The organism is Synechococcus sp. R5-13 (assembly GCF_047462015.1).
Classification (GTDB): Bacteria; Cyanobacteriota; Cyanobacteriia; order Thermostichales; family Thermostichaceae; genus Thermostichus.
In genome coordinates this window covers 41799-56380 of sequence record NZ_JANSIL010000060.1, presented here as the reverse complement: position 1 = coordinate 56380, position 14582 = coordinate 41799, and the positions used below count along the sequence as shown (strand labels likewise).

The following is a 14582-nucleotide window of genomic DNA, read 5'->3' as shown; positions in this document are numbered from 1 at the left end:
CTCTCCCTGCTCTGACGAGGAATCTAATCAAGACTCTCAAACCCAAGGGGGGCTGCTCCGGCCCCTCTTTTGGGTCTGCCCGACCATTGGCGTGGGTTCGGGATCCCTGCTCTGCCGCGCTTCCACCTCTCCGTGAGCTTTCAAGAGGGCAGCCAGCTTGCGACGCATGACGATGCTGGGTTTATCGGTAAACATGTGCTGCTCCGCCTTGATATCGAGGGGAACGTCATAGTCGGTGCTTTCCAGAACCCGTTGATCCTCAAGGGTCACCTGCCGATCGAAGGCGATGATACTCTCAGCACTCACCTCTGCTTCCGAATCGTTGCGTAAACAGAATTGCACCACCTGCGAGGTTTGGTCGTCGATGGGGGTAGCCGCTGTGAAAATGATGTGGATGAGGCCGTTGGGGTAGGTGATTTTGAGCTTGCGACCAAAAGGCATAAACCAGGTGCCCTCCAGGATACGCACTGTGCGATCCTCTGACATCCGCAAGTTTTGCTTCTGCAAGTCACTGTTGAACACCGGCAAAACAGAGGTGGCCCGAAGGCCATATTCCAGTTCTTCAAGGCTGTCCAGATCTGGGGGTACAGGCTCGGAGATCACCCCAAAGCTCTGGTGATGGACGAAGTGGGGATGGGCATTGTCAAAGGAGTTTTCCATCAGGCGCAGGCCGGCGCATTTCCAGACCTCATAGAACTGATGAATTTGGCGAAACCGGGGATCCGCCACCTCTGAGATCTCGGGAATATCGGTCAAGGGATCCGCCAATGCCACCCAAACACAGCCATAGCGCTCTTGGCAGCGAAACCCCTCCACCTTGTAGGTGCGAGGGATGAAGTTGTCTGTAAGTTGGGGTACCTTCACACAGGTGCCAGAGCCGTCAAATTCCCAGCCGTGATAGGGGCAGCGGATGTGGCCATTGCAAACAACCCCTTTGGAAAGTTGGGCCGAGCGATGGCAGCAACGATCCAAGACGGCGCAAGGCTGCCCTGACTCATTGAGCCAAAGCACCAGAGGAGTCTTCAGCAGCGTGAAAGCTTGTGGGCCGGTTTCCAGGGCCGACATCGGGATCACGGGGTACCAAAACCGCCTCAGGACAGGTTGCTGGGTAACAAGCATAAACCCGCTCCACAAGCTCTAGTTCGGAGAATCATGAGCTGGCTTTTCGTGAGCCCAGGTGGCTCAAAGCATCGCCCCCCGTGAAAAAGATAGGCGTTGAAATGGCAGAAGTCCGTATAAGCCAACACAGCTTTGCCCTGGGCGCGTTTGTGCATCGATGGCTACCCCTCTGCCCGGGGATGGGCTATTGATCGAAGGAAGCAGAGAAGCGTCGGTGGGCTTCTGTTGGCATGTGGCTGTGGGGAGAGGTGGAAAGGTGCAAAACGAATTGAACCCCAACCGAGATCTCCGTAACACAGGGATCCCGGCCCAACCTACTGCAGAGTCCACCTCCCCCAAACCAGAACCGGCTGCTGAGAGCCGGCCAAACCAACTGACGGATCCAGATCCTCGCCTCAGCCGTTCTCAACAAGAACGACAGTAGGAACGCCGCTCCTTACCTTGGCGTCTGGGGCTGGCCAACGTGCTCTCGGCAGGGTTGCATTTCATCGCGATGAGCTGGGTGGGTTGGCAGCCTAGGATCCGGGAAGAGGAGGAGATCCTCCCCTTTCAGTGGGTGGAGATGGCGGATGAGCCGCCCCCAGAGCCGCAGTGGATTGCGCCCGTCTCCGCCCGTGAGTCCGGTGTCTCTGAACCTCGGGATCACGTATCGGTGCGGCAGTCGCAAGTGGCCAATCCAGGTGAATGGGTAGAGGTCACTTCTGCGGCGGCACAGCCTTTGGTTGCCTCAGCCGCAGGGAGTCCTGTCCCTGGGATCCTCCCCCCATCCCCAAGGGAGCTTGAGATGCCCCAACCCAACCGCGACTCTGCCTCTCCTCAGCAGCAGCCAAAGGCCAGGTTAGAAAATCTATCAGCGGGTTTAGCAGCTCTGGAGCAGGCAGTTGCCGATCACAATTGGGCGGAGGCGCTACATCTGACGGAAGAATGGCTGGATCACTGGCCTCTGTCCTCTCCACAGCGCCAGCAACTGCAGGACTATCGTCAGCATCTGCAAAGCCTACTGGCTACCTCCTCGCCAGCAGCAGTGGAGACCAAATCGGCTCAGATCTCTCCTGCTCAATCCCTCAAGCCTCAACCCGAAAGAGCAGCAAGTTCTCCTGAGGTTTTGCCACAACCCTACCTGTCGGCTCCAGCGGATCCGCATCCAACTTTGCCCTCTCCAGAGCCGATCGCAGCCCCGTTGGAAGAGCCTTCTCCCACCTTGCCCCCGACTTTTCCTACCGGATCCCACAACTCCGACTTCGGTCGCACCAGTGGGATCGAGTCCTCTCAGGCAGGCCCACCCAGCCTAAATGCCACCGCCGATCCGGATTGGGGAGACTACTTGGCTCAATTTCAAGAAAGGGTTCGCCAACACTGGATGGTACGGCGGGCATCCGGATCCTACGTAACGGTGGTGCAGGTGCGTCTGGATCGACAGGGATCCTTGCGGGAACTGCGCCTGCAAACCCCCTCAGAAGATCCCCTGTTGGATGCAGCCGTGCTCAGTGCCATCCAGCGCTCAGCCCCCTTTGCTCCTTTGCCCGAGAGCTATGTTGGCGAAGAAGTAAACTACCCGACCCTGACTGCTTCGCAGTACAGAGAGGGCTTTTAGTAGCCCTGCAGTTAGTAAACTAACCACGGACCTCTGGGATGGTTTACAGCACCCCCAATCGACCGTTACCAGTGCCTTAAACAACCGTTTCTGGTGTCCGCATCATTACTATAGCACAGAATATATCCGCCTTTCATTCCGACCCTCCTGCTGTTGCAGAGAGTGCGGGGCTTCCCTGCAGGCTGGCCCAACCCAGATTCCGAGAAACTAACGTCAGAACCTCAGGCAAGGCCACAAGCCCTGTTCAGAGGGGTTCAGATTTCCGAGTGTCGGCAATGGCCTAGGCCATAGATTTGCGGCGGTTCCGCCGGACGGCCACCGCTTTGCGCTTGCGCTTTTCTAGGTTGGTTTCAAAGTGCCGATGGTTGCGCAAATCCCGCAAAATGCCCGCCTTAGAAACCTGACGCTTGAAGCGACGCAGCGCAGATTCGATCCCTTCGTTTTCGCCAATCGTCACTTGGGTCATAGGAAAGACATCTCCTCCGTCAATCAAATGGGTTTGGTTACAACAGGGATCCCTATCGTGACATACTCCCGACTCCGACTGCTGGCGGTACGGAGCGGGCTTCTCGCTTCATTGGGGAGCTAGTGCAAGAACCCTCCACGAGCAGACACGGGATGCCCCACCGCGTAGCTGTACCAGATTCCGGCAATGCCGTTTTGCACAGCCAGGTTGATTATAGAACAGGGGATGTCCGCCTTTCATTCCGACCCTCGTCCTACGGACAGAGGGCGGGGCTTCAAGGACTCCGTCCCGCTAGCGCGAACGGCGGCCTAGCTAAACGATCGCCACACCACTGCTTGCTGCCACAGTTCGTGTTCACTGCGCCCGGCTGCCAAAGTTGAGCCCCGCAACCACCTCACCTTCCCTCAAATTGACAACGAATGAAGCAGTTGTCCCGGTGGGGGGTGGAGGGGAGGGTGGTGCTGGAGTTGGGCTGGGGGCACTGCCGATTACCGATTGCACAAAACCGGCGAAGCTAGACACCCGCGTATACACCCCATAGAAATTGGGCTGGGCGCAGCCGATGCCAAAACTGGTGATTCCGGCCAGGGCAAAACCCGTGCCACTGGACACAATCAAAGGCCCACCGCTATCAGCCTGACACGTATCGACTCCTCCCTGGGGAAAGCCGGCGCAGAGCATAGTATCCAAAATGGTGCCATTGTAGGATTGGGGCGCGTTGCACACCGCATTGGAGACGATGGGAACGGTGGCCTGCTGCAAATCTCGGGGAAAGCCGCTGGGTTCTTGATCCAGGGCGCGGGGGGAGGTAGCTCCCCAGCCGAGGATGGTGGCGGCAGTGCCAGGGGCCGTCAGGTTGGTTTGGTTGGGCTGCACCAGTGGCAGGGTGGCCAGAGCCACTGGCCGAGAAAGGCGCACCAGGGCAATGTCGTTCCCCCCAAGTTTCCCCACCTGGGGGTTGTAGCCGGGGTTGAGGACAATTTGCGCGGCGCGAATGCGTTGGCCGGCACCGATTTGCAAGCGGTTGGTACCCAACAGCAGATCCAGATTTTGGGCACTCACTACCTGCTTGCCTTGTTCGTCGAAAAAACAATGGGCAGCGGTAACTACCCACTCCGGTGCAATCAGGGATCCGCCGCAAAACTGCGCTCGAAAGGGATCCGGCTCAGCCGCGTTCAGCAAGGCCACCATCCAGGGAAAGGCCCCTTCGGGAGCAGGTCTGCCGCCCACAATCCGCTCCAGCCCCAAGCCTGAGCGCGGCGTGGTGAAGATTCGCCCTGGGGGCAAAAGGGCGGTGACGCGGTAGGTGCCAGGGGGCAAGTTGGAGAAGCGGAAGTTGCCGCCGCCGTCGCTGACGGTGCTGGGCTCCCCCGGGTCGAGGCGGCCATTGCCGTTTAAGTCCAAAAACGTGGTAATGCCCGGCAGCCCCGGCTCCCCCGGATCCCGCAGCCCATTGCCGTTGAGATCGTCGAAATGGGATCCCTCAATTCGTCCTGTGGGAGGGGCCGAGACTGGGGGAAGCAGGCGACTGGAACCGCCACCGCCACAGGCGCTCACACTCAAGGCCAGACTCAACCCCAGCAGAACAGACCAGGAGCGAGCCAAGCCAAGGGGGGAATGGGATCGCGAGAGATGAGGCATGGTCAGATTCTCCAAAGCCAGCCGGTTATGCCAGCCAAGGATATCCTACCGGCGAAGCCTAAAGATTGCGCAACCGGGAGAACTTCTCCCCGCGGCCGGCTCTCCCGAGTTGCCCCAAGACCCCAATGCCCACTTTTGCCTCTTGCCGCCCGTGCACCTGGGCAGTAAAACCAGGGTGGGAGGGTGTGTGGCAGATGAATATCGCGGTCTTGGGGTTCAAAGGGGGCGTGGGCAAAACCACCACGGCGGTACACCTGGCCCTCTACCTTCAGCAAAAACAAGGGGCAGCTCCTGCGGGTGGGTCGGGGATGGCCCTGTTGATCGATGCCGATCCCAATCGCTCGGCCTCTCGCTGGGCAGAACGGGGATCATCCTTTCCTATCAAGGTATTGGCCGGGGATCCCACCACTCCCACGCCCACAGGCTTTCAGCACACGGTGATCGACACTCCTGCCCGTCCCACCCCGGAACAGTTACACGCTCTGGCGCAGCGGTGTGATCTGCTGCTTTTGCCCTGTTCCCCGGATGCCTTGGCTCTAGATGCCTTGATGCTGACCGCCAAGGCCCTAGACCGGTTGGGGGCAAAGCACTACAAGGTCTTGCTGACGCTGGTTCCCCCCTGGCCCAACCGAGATGGAGCGGAGGCCCGCAACTTTCTCAAGCAAGTCGGGATTCCTCTCTGCCACCATTCCATTCGCCGCACGGTGGCTTTTCAACGGGCTGCTCTGGAGGGGGTCTGTGTTCACGAGATCCCAGAGCCGAGAGCCAAACAAGCTTGGTCAGACTACGTTGCTGTGGGGGAGGAAATCTCGTCATGAGCAAGTTTGAGCGCCTTCTCGACCGGCAGCCAGAGGGGATCCCGGCCCGACCCGCCCCGAAAAAGCTGAGCGCCCAAGCCTACAAGATTCCAGAACCCAAGCCGACCCTCGAGCAACCGGAAGCAGGCGCCAAGCCCAACAGCTCTGAGTACGTCAAATTGACGGCCTACATCCCCAAAGAGACTCACCGAGCCGTGAAGCGCATCCTGTTGGAATCGGATCAAGATCTTTCGGAGCTGATCGAGGCGCTGCTCAGCCAGTGGCTGCGTTCTCAGTCGGGAAAGGTTTGAAACCAAAATCTGGGGAAGGGGGGCATCGCGGACCCCACAGCCGCATAGGATCCCGCTGTCGGGGATCGGAGGGAGCACACAGATTCCAGATCAGAACCAGATAAGAATAAGATGAAGGGGCGTGAGGCAGGGATCCCCGAACGCGAGGTGGGGCCGTTCGCAATAGCGGGACGGAGTCCTTGGGCAAGTTGCGCGAGGGGAAGTCTGCGTTGGGAGGACGTTACGCTCTTTCAGGGGTAAAGGGATCCTTTATGCAAGCCATCACCTTGCTCGGCTCCACCGGCTCGATTGGCACCCAAACTCTGGACTTGGTGGCCCAGTATCCAGAGCGTTTTCAGGTTGTTGGCCTGACCAGCTACAGCAACGTCGCCCTCTTGGCCGAGCAGGTGCGGCGGTTTCGGCCCCAGATGGTTGCCATTGGCCGGGAGGAGCTGCTGCCGGAGCTGCGGTCGCTGCTGACGGGGATCCGACCGCTGCCGGAGTTGGTGGCCGGAACGGAGGGGCTGTGTCAGGTGGCGGCTCACCCGGCGGCCCAGCGGGTGGTGACGGGGATCGTCGGCTGCGCCGGTTTGTTGCCAACCCTGGCGGCCATCCGTGCCGGCAAAGACATTGCCCTGGCCAACAAAGAAACCCTGGTGGCAGGGGGGCCGGTGGTGCTGCCCTTGGTGCGGCAGTACGGGGTGAACCTGATCCCCGTCGACTCTGAGCATTCGGCCATTTTCCAGTGTTTACAGGGGGTGCCCGCGGGATCCCTGCGAAGAATCCTGTTGACTGCCTCGGGTGGCGCCTTTCGGGATTGGCCTGCCGAAAAATTGGATCAGGTCACCCTGGCCGATGCCCTCAAGCATCCCAATTGGGTGATGGGGCGCAAAATCACCATCGACTCGGCTACCCTAATGAACAAGGGCCTGGAGGTGATCGAGGCCCACTGGCTCTTCGGCCTGGACTACGACCACATCGACATCCTCATCCACCCGCAGAGCATTGTCCACTCCCTGATCGAGCTGGCCGATACCTCGGTTCTGGCCCAGTTGGGCTGGCCGGACATGCACCTGCCCATCCTCTACGGCCTCAGTTGGCCGGAACGCCTGGCCACCCCCTGGGATCCCCTCGATTTGGTCAAGCTGGGATCCCTCACCTTTAAGGCTCCGGATCACCGCAAGTACCCCTGCATGGAGTTGGCCTATGCCGCTGGACGGAGGGGGGGAACGCTGCCGGCAGTGTTGAATGCGGCCAACGAAGCGGCGGTGGCCCTGTTCTTGCAGGAGCGCATCCGTTTTTTGGATATTCCCCGTCTCTTGGAGCGGGTTTGTGAGCGGCATCAAGTTATCGCCGATCCCAGCCTGGAGGATATTTTGCAGGCGGATGCCTGGGCGCGGCGGGAAACGGCGCAACTGGCCCAGCAAGCCCCGGCTCAGGTTCTGGTCTGATCCCTACCGGGGGGATCCGGCTGAGCGCTAGAGTGGGAGAGGATGCAGGGAGCAAGTGAGTGACCGGATCGGGATCCCATCTCCGACAGTTGGCCCATTATCTGCGCCCCTATCGACGACAGGTGGGGTTGGGCATTGGATCCCTGCTCCTGGTCAATGGCCTGGGGGTGTTCCTGCCCTGGTACGTCAAGCTGGTCATCGATGACCTGAGCCAGAACCTGGCCACTTTGTCGGCCCGGCGCATTGCCCTTTACGCCCTAACGGTGCTGGTCGTCTCCAGCCTGATGATGGGCATTCGCATTGCCTCGCGGGTGTGGATGTTTGGGGTGGGACGGCAGGTGGAGTTTCACCTCAAGCAAGCCATCTTCGAGCATTTGCTCACCCTGCAGCCTTCCTACTTTGCCCAGCAGACCATCGGGGACATTCTCACCTGCATCACCAGCGATGTGGAAAACATCCGCCGCCTGTTGGGGTTCGCCCTACTCAATTTGGCCAACACGATCTTTGCCTATGCCACCACCTTGCCCGCCATGTTTGGCATCGAGCCCCGTCTGAGCACCTTGGCGCTGTCGGTGTTTCCGGTGATGTTGGTGCTGGTGAAGTTGAGCAGCAACCGCCTGCAGCAGGAGCAGCTCCAGGTGCAGCAGGAGTTGGCGGATCTGAGCGATCTCATTCAAGAGGACCTGAACGGCATTGCCCTGATCAAGGTGTACAGCCAGGAACAGCACGAGCAGCGGGAGTTTCGCCGCCAGAACCAGCGGCTGCTGCAGGCCAATTTGCGCTTGGCCCTCACTCGCAACTTGCTTTTCCCTTCTTTGGTGGCGCTGGTCAGCCTAAGCTTGTTGCTACTGCTGGCGGTGGGGGGGCCGCAAATTGCAGCAGGGACGCTGACCATCGGGGATTTTTCGGCCCTCACCCTCTACGTGGAACGGTTGGTATTTCCCACCGCCCTGCTGGGCTTCACCATCACGGCCTACCAGCGGGGGCAGGTCAGCTTGGAGCGGATCGACGCCCTGCTGAGGGTGCAGCCCACCATCTGTGACGCCCCCGCGGCTCTGCCGCTGCCGCTGGAAAAGGTGCAGGGTCGCCTCGAGGCCAGAGGTCTCGCGTTTGCCTTCGCCGGCCCTGCGGCAGCTCCGGCTCTAGAGGATTTGCACTTTTGCATAGAACCGGGCCAGATGGTGGCGGTGGTGGGGCCGATTGGGGCGGGCAAGTCCACTCTGGCCAATGCCCTTCCTCGGCTGCTGGAGATCCAGCCGGGGCAACTGTTTTTGGATGGGCAGGATATCACCCAGATTCAACTGGGATCCCTGCGCCGGGCCATTGCCTATGTGCCCCAGGAGAGCTTCCTGTTCAGCGCCACGGTCCGGGATAACATTCGCTACGGCAAGCCGGATGCCGAAGATTGGGAGGTGGAATGGGTGGCCAAAGCCGCCCACATCCACGCCGAGATCCTCAACTTTCCCAAGGGCTACGACACTCTGGTGGGAGAGCGGGGCATTACCCTCTCCGGTGGCCAGCGACAGCGGGTGGCCTTGGCTCGGGCTTTACTGGTGGATGCTCCCATCTTGATCCTGGATGACTCTCTCTCCAGCGTGGACAATCAGACGGCTCAGGCCATTCTTCGCCATCTGCGTCGGGTCACGGCCCAGAAAACGGTGATCTTCATCACCCATCGCCTTACGGCTGCGGTGGAGGCCGATCAGATTTGGGTGATGGACCAGGGCCGCCTCGTGCAGAAGGGATCCCATGCCGAATTGCTGGCGGACGAGAAGGGCCTCTACGCTTCTCTGTGGGCCAAGCAAAAGCTGGAGGAGATACTGGCCTGATTTCTTCACCCCTGGCTCCTCTCCCAAGGTAAAGAGGGGATCTCGCTGGCGCTCTGGTCGGAAAGGGGGTTGAGCGGCTACCGTAAGCTGCAAAGCAGGGAGGAGTGGTGGAATGGAGACTGTTGGGATTGTTCGCGCTAGGGGTGCGGAGCGCCCTCTGTGGGAATTGCTCAGCCAAGCCGGGATCCAGCCCCGATTGGCCCAGGGATCCCTGGAGGGGGTGCAGGTCTGGGGCCTCTGTGCCGACTCTCGCCAGGTACAGCCGGGGGATCTCTTCTTGGGGATGCCGGGATCCCGCGTGGATGGAGGTAGCTTCGTGGCCCAAGCCCTGGCGGCAGGGGCAGTGGCGGCCCTCATTTCCCAAGAGGCGTGGGAGAGCGTCAGCGGAGAGGCTGGATGGGGAAGTCAGCCCGTCCTGGTTTTGCCTCGCGCCAGCCTGAACAGGGCCGTGGCCCAGGTGGCGGCAGCTTTCTATGGGTTTCCCGCCCGCCAACTGACCTTGGTGGGGGTGACGGGCACCAATGGCAAAACCACCACCACCCACTTAATCGAACATTTGGTGCAAGCTGCCGGCCGCTCCGCGGCTTTGCTGGGCACTCTGTACAACCGCTGGCCTGGCTATAGCGAAGTGGCCTCCCACACCACCCTTTTTCCGCCTGAACTGCAGCGCAGCCTCAGGGAAGCCCAGAGAGCCGGGGCGGAGGTGGCGGTGATGGAGGTGAGCTCCCATGCTCTCGCTCAAGATCGGGTGTGGGGATGTTCCTTTGCCGCTGCCGTCTGGACCAACCTTACCCAGGATCACCTGGATTTCCACGGCAGCATGGAGAACTACTGGCAGGCCAAGGCCACCCTCTTCCGACAGGAATATCTCCAAGGGCGGGCGGTGATCAACGCCGACGATGCTGGGGGACGGCGGCTCTTGCAAGCCATTCGGCCCGATCTGCAGCCCTGGGCCTACTCGCTGCAGCCCCTGCAGGGGATCCCCGGCCTCTGGCCCGGCCAAGTTCAACTGCGCCCCACCGGCCTGAGCGCGACCCTGCACACCCCTGCGGGCACGTTTGCCGTGGAGGCCCCCCTGGTGGGATCCTTCAACCTGGCCAACCTGCTGGCGGCGGTGGGGGTAGCCCTGCACTTGGGGATCCCTGTCGAGATCATCCAGTCGGCCCTGCCCCACTTTCCGGGCGTACCGGGGCGGATGGAGCGGGTGACCCTGCCGGGGCAGGATATCGCGGTAGTTGTGGACTACGCCCACACCCCCGACGGCCTGGAAAACCTGCTCAAGGCCCTGCGATCCCAGGTGCAAGGGCAACTTATCTGCGTCTTTGGCTGTGGCGGGGATCGGGATCGGGGCAAACGACCGCAGATGGGCCGCATTGCCGCCACCTGGGCCGATCAGGTGATCGTTACCTCCGACAACCCCCGCACCGAAGATCCCCAGCAGATCCTACGGGATATTTTGGCCGGGATCCCTGGATCCCCCAGGGCGGTGGAGGTGGATCGGCGGCAGGCCATTCGCCTGGCCATCCTCGCAGCCCAGCCAGGGGATACGGTGGTCATTGCCGGCAAAGGCCATGAGGACTACCAGATCCTGGGCACCGAGAAGATTCACTTCGACGACCGAGAAGAAGCCCGCGCCGCCCTGGCCCTGAGGGAAAAAAGCCGGGGGTGAGGCTAACGGGAGCGGTGCTGCAGCATCAGCTCCACGAACTCGCGGAAGAGGTGATCGGCGTCGTGGGGGCCGGGGCTGGCCTCCGGGTGATACTGCACAGAAAACAGGGGCAGGTGACGGTGGCGGATCCCGGCTACGGTGTGGTCATTCAAGTTGAGGTAGGTGATTACCACCCCATCGGCAGGGATCGAAGCGGCATCCACCGCAAATCCGTGGTTCTGGCTGGTGATCTCCACTTGCTTCTCCAACCCGCAAGGGTGGTTGAGGCCGCGGTGGCCAAACTTGAGCTTGTAGGTGGATCCCCCTAGGGCCAAGCTGAGGATCTGATGGCCCAGGCAAATCCCAAATAGGGGCTTCCCGGTTTGCAGCAGAGCTTGGGTGGTGCGGATGGCCGTGGTCTCTGCCGCCGGATCCCCTGGCCCATTGGAGAGGAAGATCCCATCGGGGTTGTAACTCAAAATCTGCTCCGGGCTGGCATTGGCCGGCAACACCATGACGCGACAGCCGTAGCGGGTGAGGCGGCGCAAGATGTTGCGTTTGATGCCAAAATCCAGGGCCACCACCCGCAGGGGCGGCTCCGGGATCGGGATCCCTTGGCTGCGCCCATAGTCCCAGTCGGCGGGGGTAGGTTCCAGCCACTCGTAGGGTTGAGGAGTAGTAACTTCCGCCACCAAGCTCAACCCCTGCATGGAAGGAGCCTGGTGCACCCGCTCCAACAAAACCTGGGGATCCAAAGTCTCCGTGGAAAGGGCCCCGTTCATCACCCCCTGAGAGCGCAGCCGCCGTGCCAAAGCCCGCGTATCTACCCCAGCAATGGCCGGGATCCCATGCTGTTGCAGATAGTGGGGAAGGGTGGAAGTAGCCCGCCAGGAGCTGGCCAGGCGAGACACATTGCGGGCGATGATCCCCGCAACCTGAGGCCGAGCCGATTCTTCGTCCAGCTCATTGACTCCGGTATTTCCCAGCTCCGGACAGGTGAAGGTAACCATCTGCCCCCGGTAGCTAGGGTCGGTGATCACCTCCTGGTAGCCGGTCATGCCCGTGTTAAACACCACCTCGCCCACCGCCGTGCCCGGCGCCCCAAAAGACCAACCGGCAAAGGAAGTGCCATCGGCCAGCACCAGCAGAGCCGGCTGACGAGCTTGCCAAGGAAAGGTTTTTTCCTGAAGGATTGGGGAAGAAGGGGCCATGCGCTACCCAAAAACATCGGCCTGACCATCCTACCCCCTTTCAAGGAGGTTGCAAGGCTGGCTAGTCTTCTGCATCTGTTCTACTTGCACAAGCCGGGTCGTTGTCCTTGCGGATGGTGCCTATCAAGGTGCTCACCACCACGCAGCGGTTTTCGCCCTGGGAGTAGGTGCTGCTAACTACAAAGCGACCCAGTTGACGGGCGCGGCCATCGGATTCAAAAACCGCCCTTCCGTCATTGAAGGTGTTAGCCACAGTTACAAAATTGTTCAGGCGTAGCCGCTGACAGGGGGTAGGTTCATCGCAGAGGCCCTCCTCATCCTGGATAACCAGAGTCGGCACGTTTGGCTCTGAATTGTCCACCCCCACCACCCAAGCTCGGCCCAGGAGAGAAGCTCTGGCGTTGGTGCGGGCGGTGCGCAAGGCTCGCTCCACCCTGTTCTGCGCATCCTCAAGCTGGATCCGCGCCCAGATGTTGATCCCAGAAGGAACGGCCAGCCCGGCCAGGATGCCGATGATGACCACCACCGCTAGGACTTCTGTCAGCGTAAAGCCCCGGGATCGAAAAGGCTGAGCTCGGCCAATTGCCTTTTTCTCCAAGGCCAACATGGTGGACATTCCCCCTAGGAGAGCGGACGGTTGATAACACCGCGGGCAAGAACCCGTGTTTGCATTGGCAGCAAGTAGCGCGACACCTCTGAGATATCGACGCTGGTGGCATTTCGGATGTAGCGACGGAAAAGGCCAGGGTTGGCCCGCTCCATGGCCGTGGCGGTGATGTTGATGATCACATCCTGCGGTCGGTCAGCGCCGACGCTTTGCCGCACGCAGACATGGAAGCCCACGTCGTTTTCGTTATCTCCCAGCCCTGGGAAGGTGACTGGGAAGGTGACGCCGTTGGGCTTGCCGCCACCAAAGGCATAGCCCTGCGGGCAAGCGGGTGCAACCTGCGGACTTCCCTCCCGGCTGCTGAAGATGTTGGAGACCAGAGTTACAAGACGAGGGCCTGCTGAGCTGGTGGCAATGGGAGTTTGACCATCTGGATTGCGAGGCCAAGCCAGAAAGCCAGCCTGGAAAGGATCCGGATCCTCGACAAAAAATCGGCTGCGCTGAGTGCATGTGTCATTAAGAGGTTGCAACTCAAACCTAGCAATGCGCGCATTGCCCTCCCAGGGGGTGCTGCCGTCTGGGTTACCGGCGTTGTTGTAGTTACGTCGCAAGTAGTACACAACCAAGGTATAGATGTTGCGGCGGTTGCGGATGTTGTCCCAGTCAGCTACAGAAATGTCTCTAGGTCTCTCCTTCAAAGTTGCTTGGCCCCTTCGGATATCCTGCAGAGTAGGGTTGCCTGCGTAGCACCTCTGCGGGATCGGATTCAGCTTCCAAAAGGCGACCACTGGAATGGCCCCATCGGGGCGGCGAATCCAGCCGGGGGTGTAAAGGTTTTGGATGAGATCTGGCGTTCCGTCTCCGTTGGGCTGTTCCGCATCGTTGTAGATGTAAAGCGCCTCTGCCAGATCCTGCTGGATATACTGCATGGCCTGGGTCAGCTCCGCCTGCACCTGAGTGCGCCCTGTCTCTTCCCGATCCAGCCGCATCGTATCGATGACAATCTTCGCGGTGGCCAGGAGAAAGATGGCGGCAACCAGCAGCGACACCAAAAGCTCGATGAGGGTAAACCCCGCACTCTGGTAAACCCTGTGGCGAAAAACCTTGAACATAGGAAAACACCACCTTTTTGTGAGCCTGCAGGAGGAGCTTACCCGTCGCTTCAAAGCGAGGTAGGGCTTGGGCTGGGCAGCGGGAAGGCATTGCAGTTGTTGGTCGGTGTTCCACCCCTAGCTTGAACATCGGCCAAAATGGCCCGGCAAACATCCCCCAAATTGGCGGCCAGGTTGACTTCTACAATCGAGCTGGCCATGGGAAAGAGCCACACATCGGCATTGGCCAAGTTCTGATTGGCGGAGACCGTCTCAGCGCGCAGGCCAGGAAGAGCTTGCCGAGTGTTTGGATCAAAAGAAAAGCGGTGGTACACCCTCACCCCCAAAAAGAAGGAGCAGGGAACCCCTGAGATGACGGTGTTGTTGCGTCGGTCGATGCATTCCCCGCCACTATCCCGAAAGGTTTGGATGACATAGACCTCGGGGTTTCGCCCCGGCACCTGAACTTCAGCCAAACGAATGGAGTAGTTGGGGCCGGGGTTGTCCATATCAGCAGGAGGCGGGGTATTGGCCAAGGGGCTTGCTCCAATCCTGGGCAGACGGGCCAACTGAGCTGAGTCCTGGAAGGCGCTTGGGTTAGCGGCCAGCTCCAGGTCAACCAGGGTGCGAATGCGATCCACCTCAGCCCGGGCCAGTTGATTGGCCACTTCTATCCGCTCCGTCATGGCCCGCCGGTAGGCGATCAGGGTGAGGGCAGGAGCAAGGGCAGCCATGGCCAAAGCCACAATGACCACCGAGGCCAAGACCTCTATGAGCGTGAAGCCTTCTGCTTCCAATTGCTGCCGCAAAAGCCGCCACCTTTTCATATCCCCTCCAG

Annotated in this window: 14 protein-coding genes; 7 read left to right on the top strand and 7 right to left on the bottom strand. The window is 60.5% G+C overall.

The genetic code is table 11. From position 1 onward, the window contains the following. Window positions 1-36: 36 nt before the first annotated feature. Window positions 37-1119 (bottom strand): Rieske 2Fe-2S domain-containing protein, encoded by a 1083-nt coding sequence (locus NW840_RS05135; RefSeq protein WP_414342770.1) that lies wholly within the window; start codon window positions 1117-1119, stop codon window positions 37-39. A 157-nt stretch (window positions 1120-1276) separates the two neighbouring features. Between NW840_RS05135 and NW840_RS05130 the strand changes: the two genes are divergently transcribed. Both NW840_RS05130 and NW840_RS05125 read left to right on the top strand, forming a co-directional pair. Next, complete coding sequence (locus tag NW840_RS05130; RefSeq protein WP_414342768.1) at window positions 1277-1543, top strand: hypothetical protein; 267 nt, start codon at window positions 1277-1279, stop codon at window positions 1541-1543. A 69-nt stretch (window positions 1544-1612) separates the two neighbouring features. Beyond that, window positions 1613-2713, top strand: coding sequence for a TonB family protein (locus tag NW840_RS05125; RefSeq protein ID WP_414342766.1), 1101 nt, complete (start codon window positions 1613-1615; stop codon window positions 2711-2713). A 280-nt stretch (window positions 2714-2993) separates the two neighbouring features. Here NW840_RS05125 and rpsU read toward each other — a convergent pair whose 3' ends face one another. Next, entirely contained in the window at window positions 2994-3179 is a 186-nt protein-coding gene (rpsU, locus tag NW840_RS05120) for a 30S ribosomal protein S21 (protein ID WP_011432857.1), read from the bottom strand. Between the two features lie 354 nt (window positions 3180-3533). After that, window positions 3534-4820, bottom strand: coding sequence for a trypsin-like serine protease (locus NW840_RS05115; RefSeq protein ID WP_414342765.1), 1287 nt, complete (start codon window positions 4818-4820; stop codon window positions 3534-3536). A 194-nt stretch (window positions 4821-5014) separates the two neighbouring features. Between NW840_RS05115 and NW840_RS05110 the strand changes: the two genes are divergently transcribed. The 5 genes from NW840_RS05110 to NW840_RS05090 all read left to right on the top strand — a co-directional run bounded on the left by NW840_RS05110 (window position 5015) and on the right by NW840_RS05090 (window position 10856). After that, window positions 5015-5638, top strand: coding sequence for a ParA family protein (locus NW840_RS05110; protein WP_041436401.1), 624 nt, complete (start codon window positions 5015-5017; stop codon window positions 5636-5638). Next, on the top strand, window positions 5635-5928 hold the full coding sequence (locus NW840_RS05105) for a hypothetical protein (protein WP_011432860.1): 294 nt from the start codon (window positions 5635-5637) through the stop codon (window positions 5926-5928). Before NW840_RS05110 ends, NW840_RS05105 begins: the two co-directional genes overlap by 4 nt. 251 nt (window positions 5929-6179) lie before the next feature. Further along, on the top strand, window positions 6180-7358 hold the full coding sequence (locus NW840_RS05100) for a 1-deoxy-D-xylulose-5-phosphate reductoisomerase (RefSeq protein WP_414329119.1): 1179 nt from the start codon (window positions 6180-6182) through the stop codon (window positions 7356-7358). Between the two features lie 59 nt (window positions 7359-7417). Beyond that, window positions 7418-9187: an ABC transporter ATP-binding protein gene (locus NW840_RS05095; protein WP_414342762.1), complete on the top strand. Its 1770-nt coding sequence runs from the start codon at window positions 7418-7420 to the stop codon at window positions 9185-9187. A 112-nt stretch (window positions 9188-9299) separates the two neighbouring features. Further along, window positions 9300-10856, top strand: coding sequence for a UDP-N-acetylmuramoyl-L-alanyl-D-glutamate--2,6-diaminopimelate ligase (locus NW840_RS05090; RefSeq protein WP_414342760.1), 1557 nt, complete (start codon window positions 9300-9302; stop codon window positions 10854-10856). A 2-nt stretch (window positions 10857-10858) separates the two neighbouring features. Here NW840_RS05090 and carA read toward each other — a convergent pair whose 3' ends face one another. The 4 genes from carA to NW840_RS05070 form a co-directional block, all read right to left on the bottom strand. Next, window positions 10859-12046: a glutamine-hydrolyzing carbamoyl-phosphate synthase small subunit gene (carA, locus tag NW840_RS05085; protein WP_414342759.1), complete on the bottom strand. Its 1188-nt coding sequence runs from the start codon at window positions 12044-12046 to the stop codon at window positions 10859-10861. A 61-nt stretch (window positions 12047-12107) separates the two neighbouring features. Then, on the bottom strand, window positions 12108-12662 hold the full coding sequence (locus tag NW840_RS05080) for a Tfp pilus assembly protein FimT/FimU (protein ID WP_414342757.1): 555 nt from the start codon (window positions 12660-12662) through the stop codon (window positions 12108-12110). Between the two features lie 5 nt (window positions 12663-12667). Beyond that, window positions 12668-13765: a type II secretion system protein J gene (locus tag NW840_RS05075; RefSeq protein WP_414342755.1), complete on the bottom strand. Its 1098-nt coding sequence runs from the start codon at window positions 13763-13765 to the stop codon at window positions 12668-12670. 50 nt (window positions 13766-13815) lie between these two features. Beyond that, window positions 13816-14571, bottom strand: coding sequence for a prepilin-type N-terminal cleavage/methylation domain-containing protein (locus tag NW840_RS05070; RefSeq protein ID WP_414342754.1), 756 nt, complete (start codon window positions 14569-14571; stop codon window positions 13816-13818). Window positions 14572-14582 lie beyond the last annotated feature (11 nt).

Bases quoted from the DNA above. Each gene is read 5' to 3' on its own strand.
- NW840_RS05090 (WP_414342760.1), top strand. From the start codon at position 9,300: ATGGAGACTGTTGGGATTGTTCGCGCTAGGGGTGCGGAGCGCCCTCTG.
- NW840_RS05105 (WP_011432860.1), top strand. From the start codon at position 5,635: ATGAGCAAGTTTGAGCGCCTTCTCGACCGGCAGCCAGAGGGGATCCCG.
- NW840_RS05135 (WP_414342770.1), bottom strand. From the start codon at position 1,119: ATGCTTGTTACCCAGCAACCTGTCCTGAGGCGGTTTTGGTACCCCGTG.
- rpsU (WP_011432857.1), bottom strand. From the start codon at position 3,179: ATGACCCAAGTGACGATTGGCGAAAACGAAGGGATCGAATCTGCGCTG.
- NW840_RS05125 (WP_414342766.1), top strand. From the start codon at position 1,613: ATGAGCTGGGTGGGTTGGCAGCCTAGGATCCGGGAAGAGGAGGAGATC.
- carA (WP_414342759.1), bottom strand. From the start codon at position 12,046: ATGGCCCCTTCTTCCCCAATCCTTCAGGAAAAAACCTTTCCTTGGCAA.
- NW840_RS05130 (WP_414342768.1), top strand. From the start codon at position 1,277: ATGGCTACCCCTCTGCCCGGGGATGGGCTATTGATCGAAGGAAGCAGA.
- NW840_RS05100 (WP_414329119.1), top strand. From the start codon at position 6,180: ATGCAAGCCATCACCTTGCTCGGCTCCACCGGCTCGATTGGCACCCAA.
- NW840_RS05080 (WP_414342757.1), bottom strand. From the start codon at position 12,662: ATGTCCACCATGTTGGCCTTGGAGAAAAAGGCAATTGGCCGAGCTCAG.
- NW840_RS05075 (WP_414342755.1), bottom strand. From the start codon at position 13,765: ATGTTCAAGGTTTTTCGCCACAGGGTTTACCAGAGTGCGGGGTTTACC.
- NW840_RS05110 (WP_041436401.1), top strand. From the start codon at position 5,015: ATGAATATCGCGGTCTTGGGGTTCAAAGGGGGCGTGGGCAAAACCACC.
- NW840_RS05070 (WP_414342754.1), bottom strand. From the start codon at position 14,571: ATGAAAAGGTGGCGGCTTTTGCGGCAGCAATTGGAAGCAGAAGGCTTC.
- NW840_RS05115 (WP_414342765.1), bottom strand. From the start codon at position 4,820: ATGCCTCATCTCTCGCGATCCCATTCCCCCCTTGGCTTGGCTCGCTCC.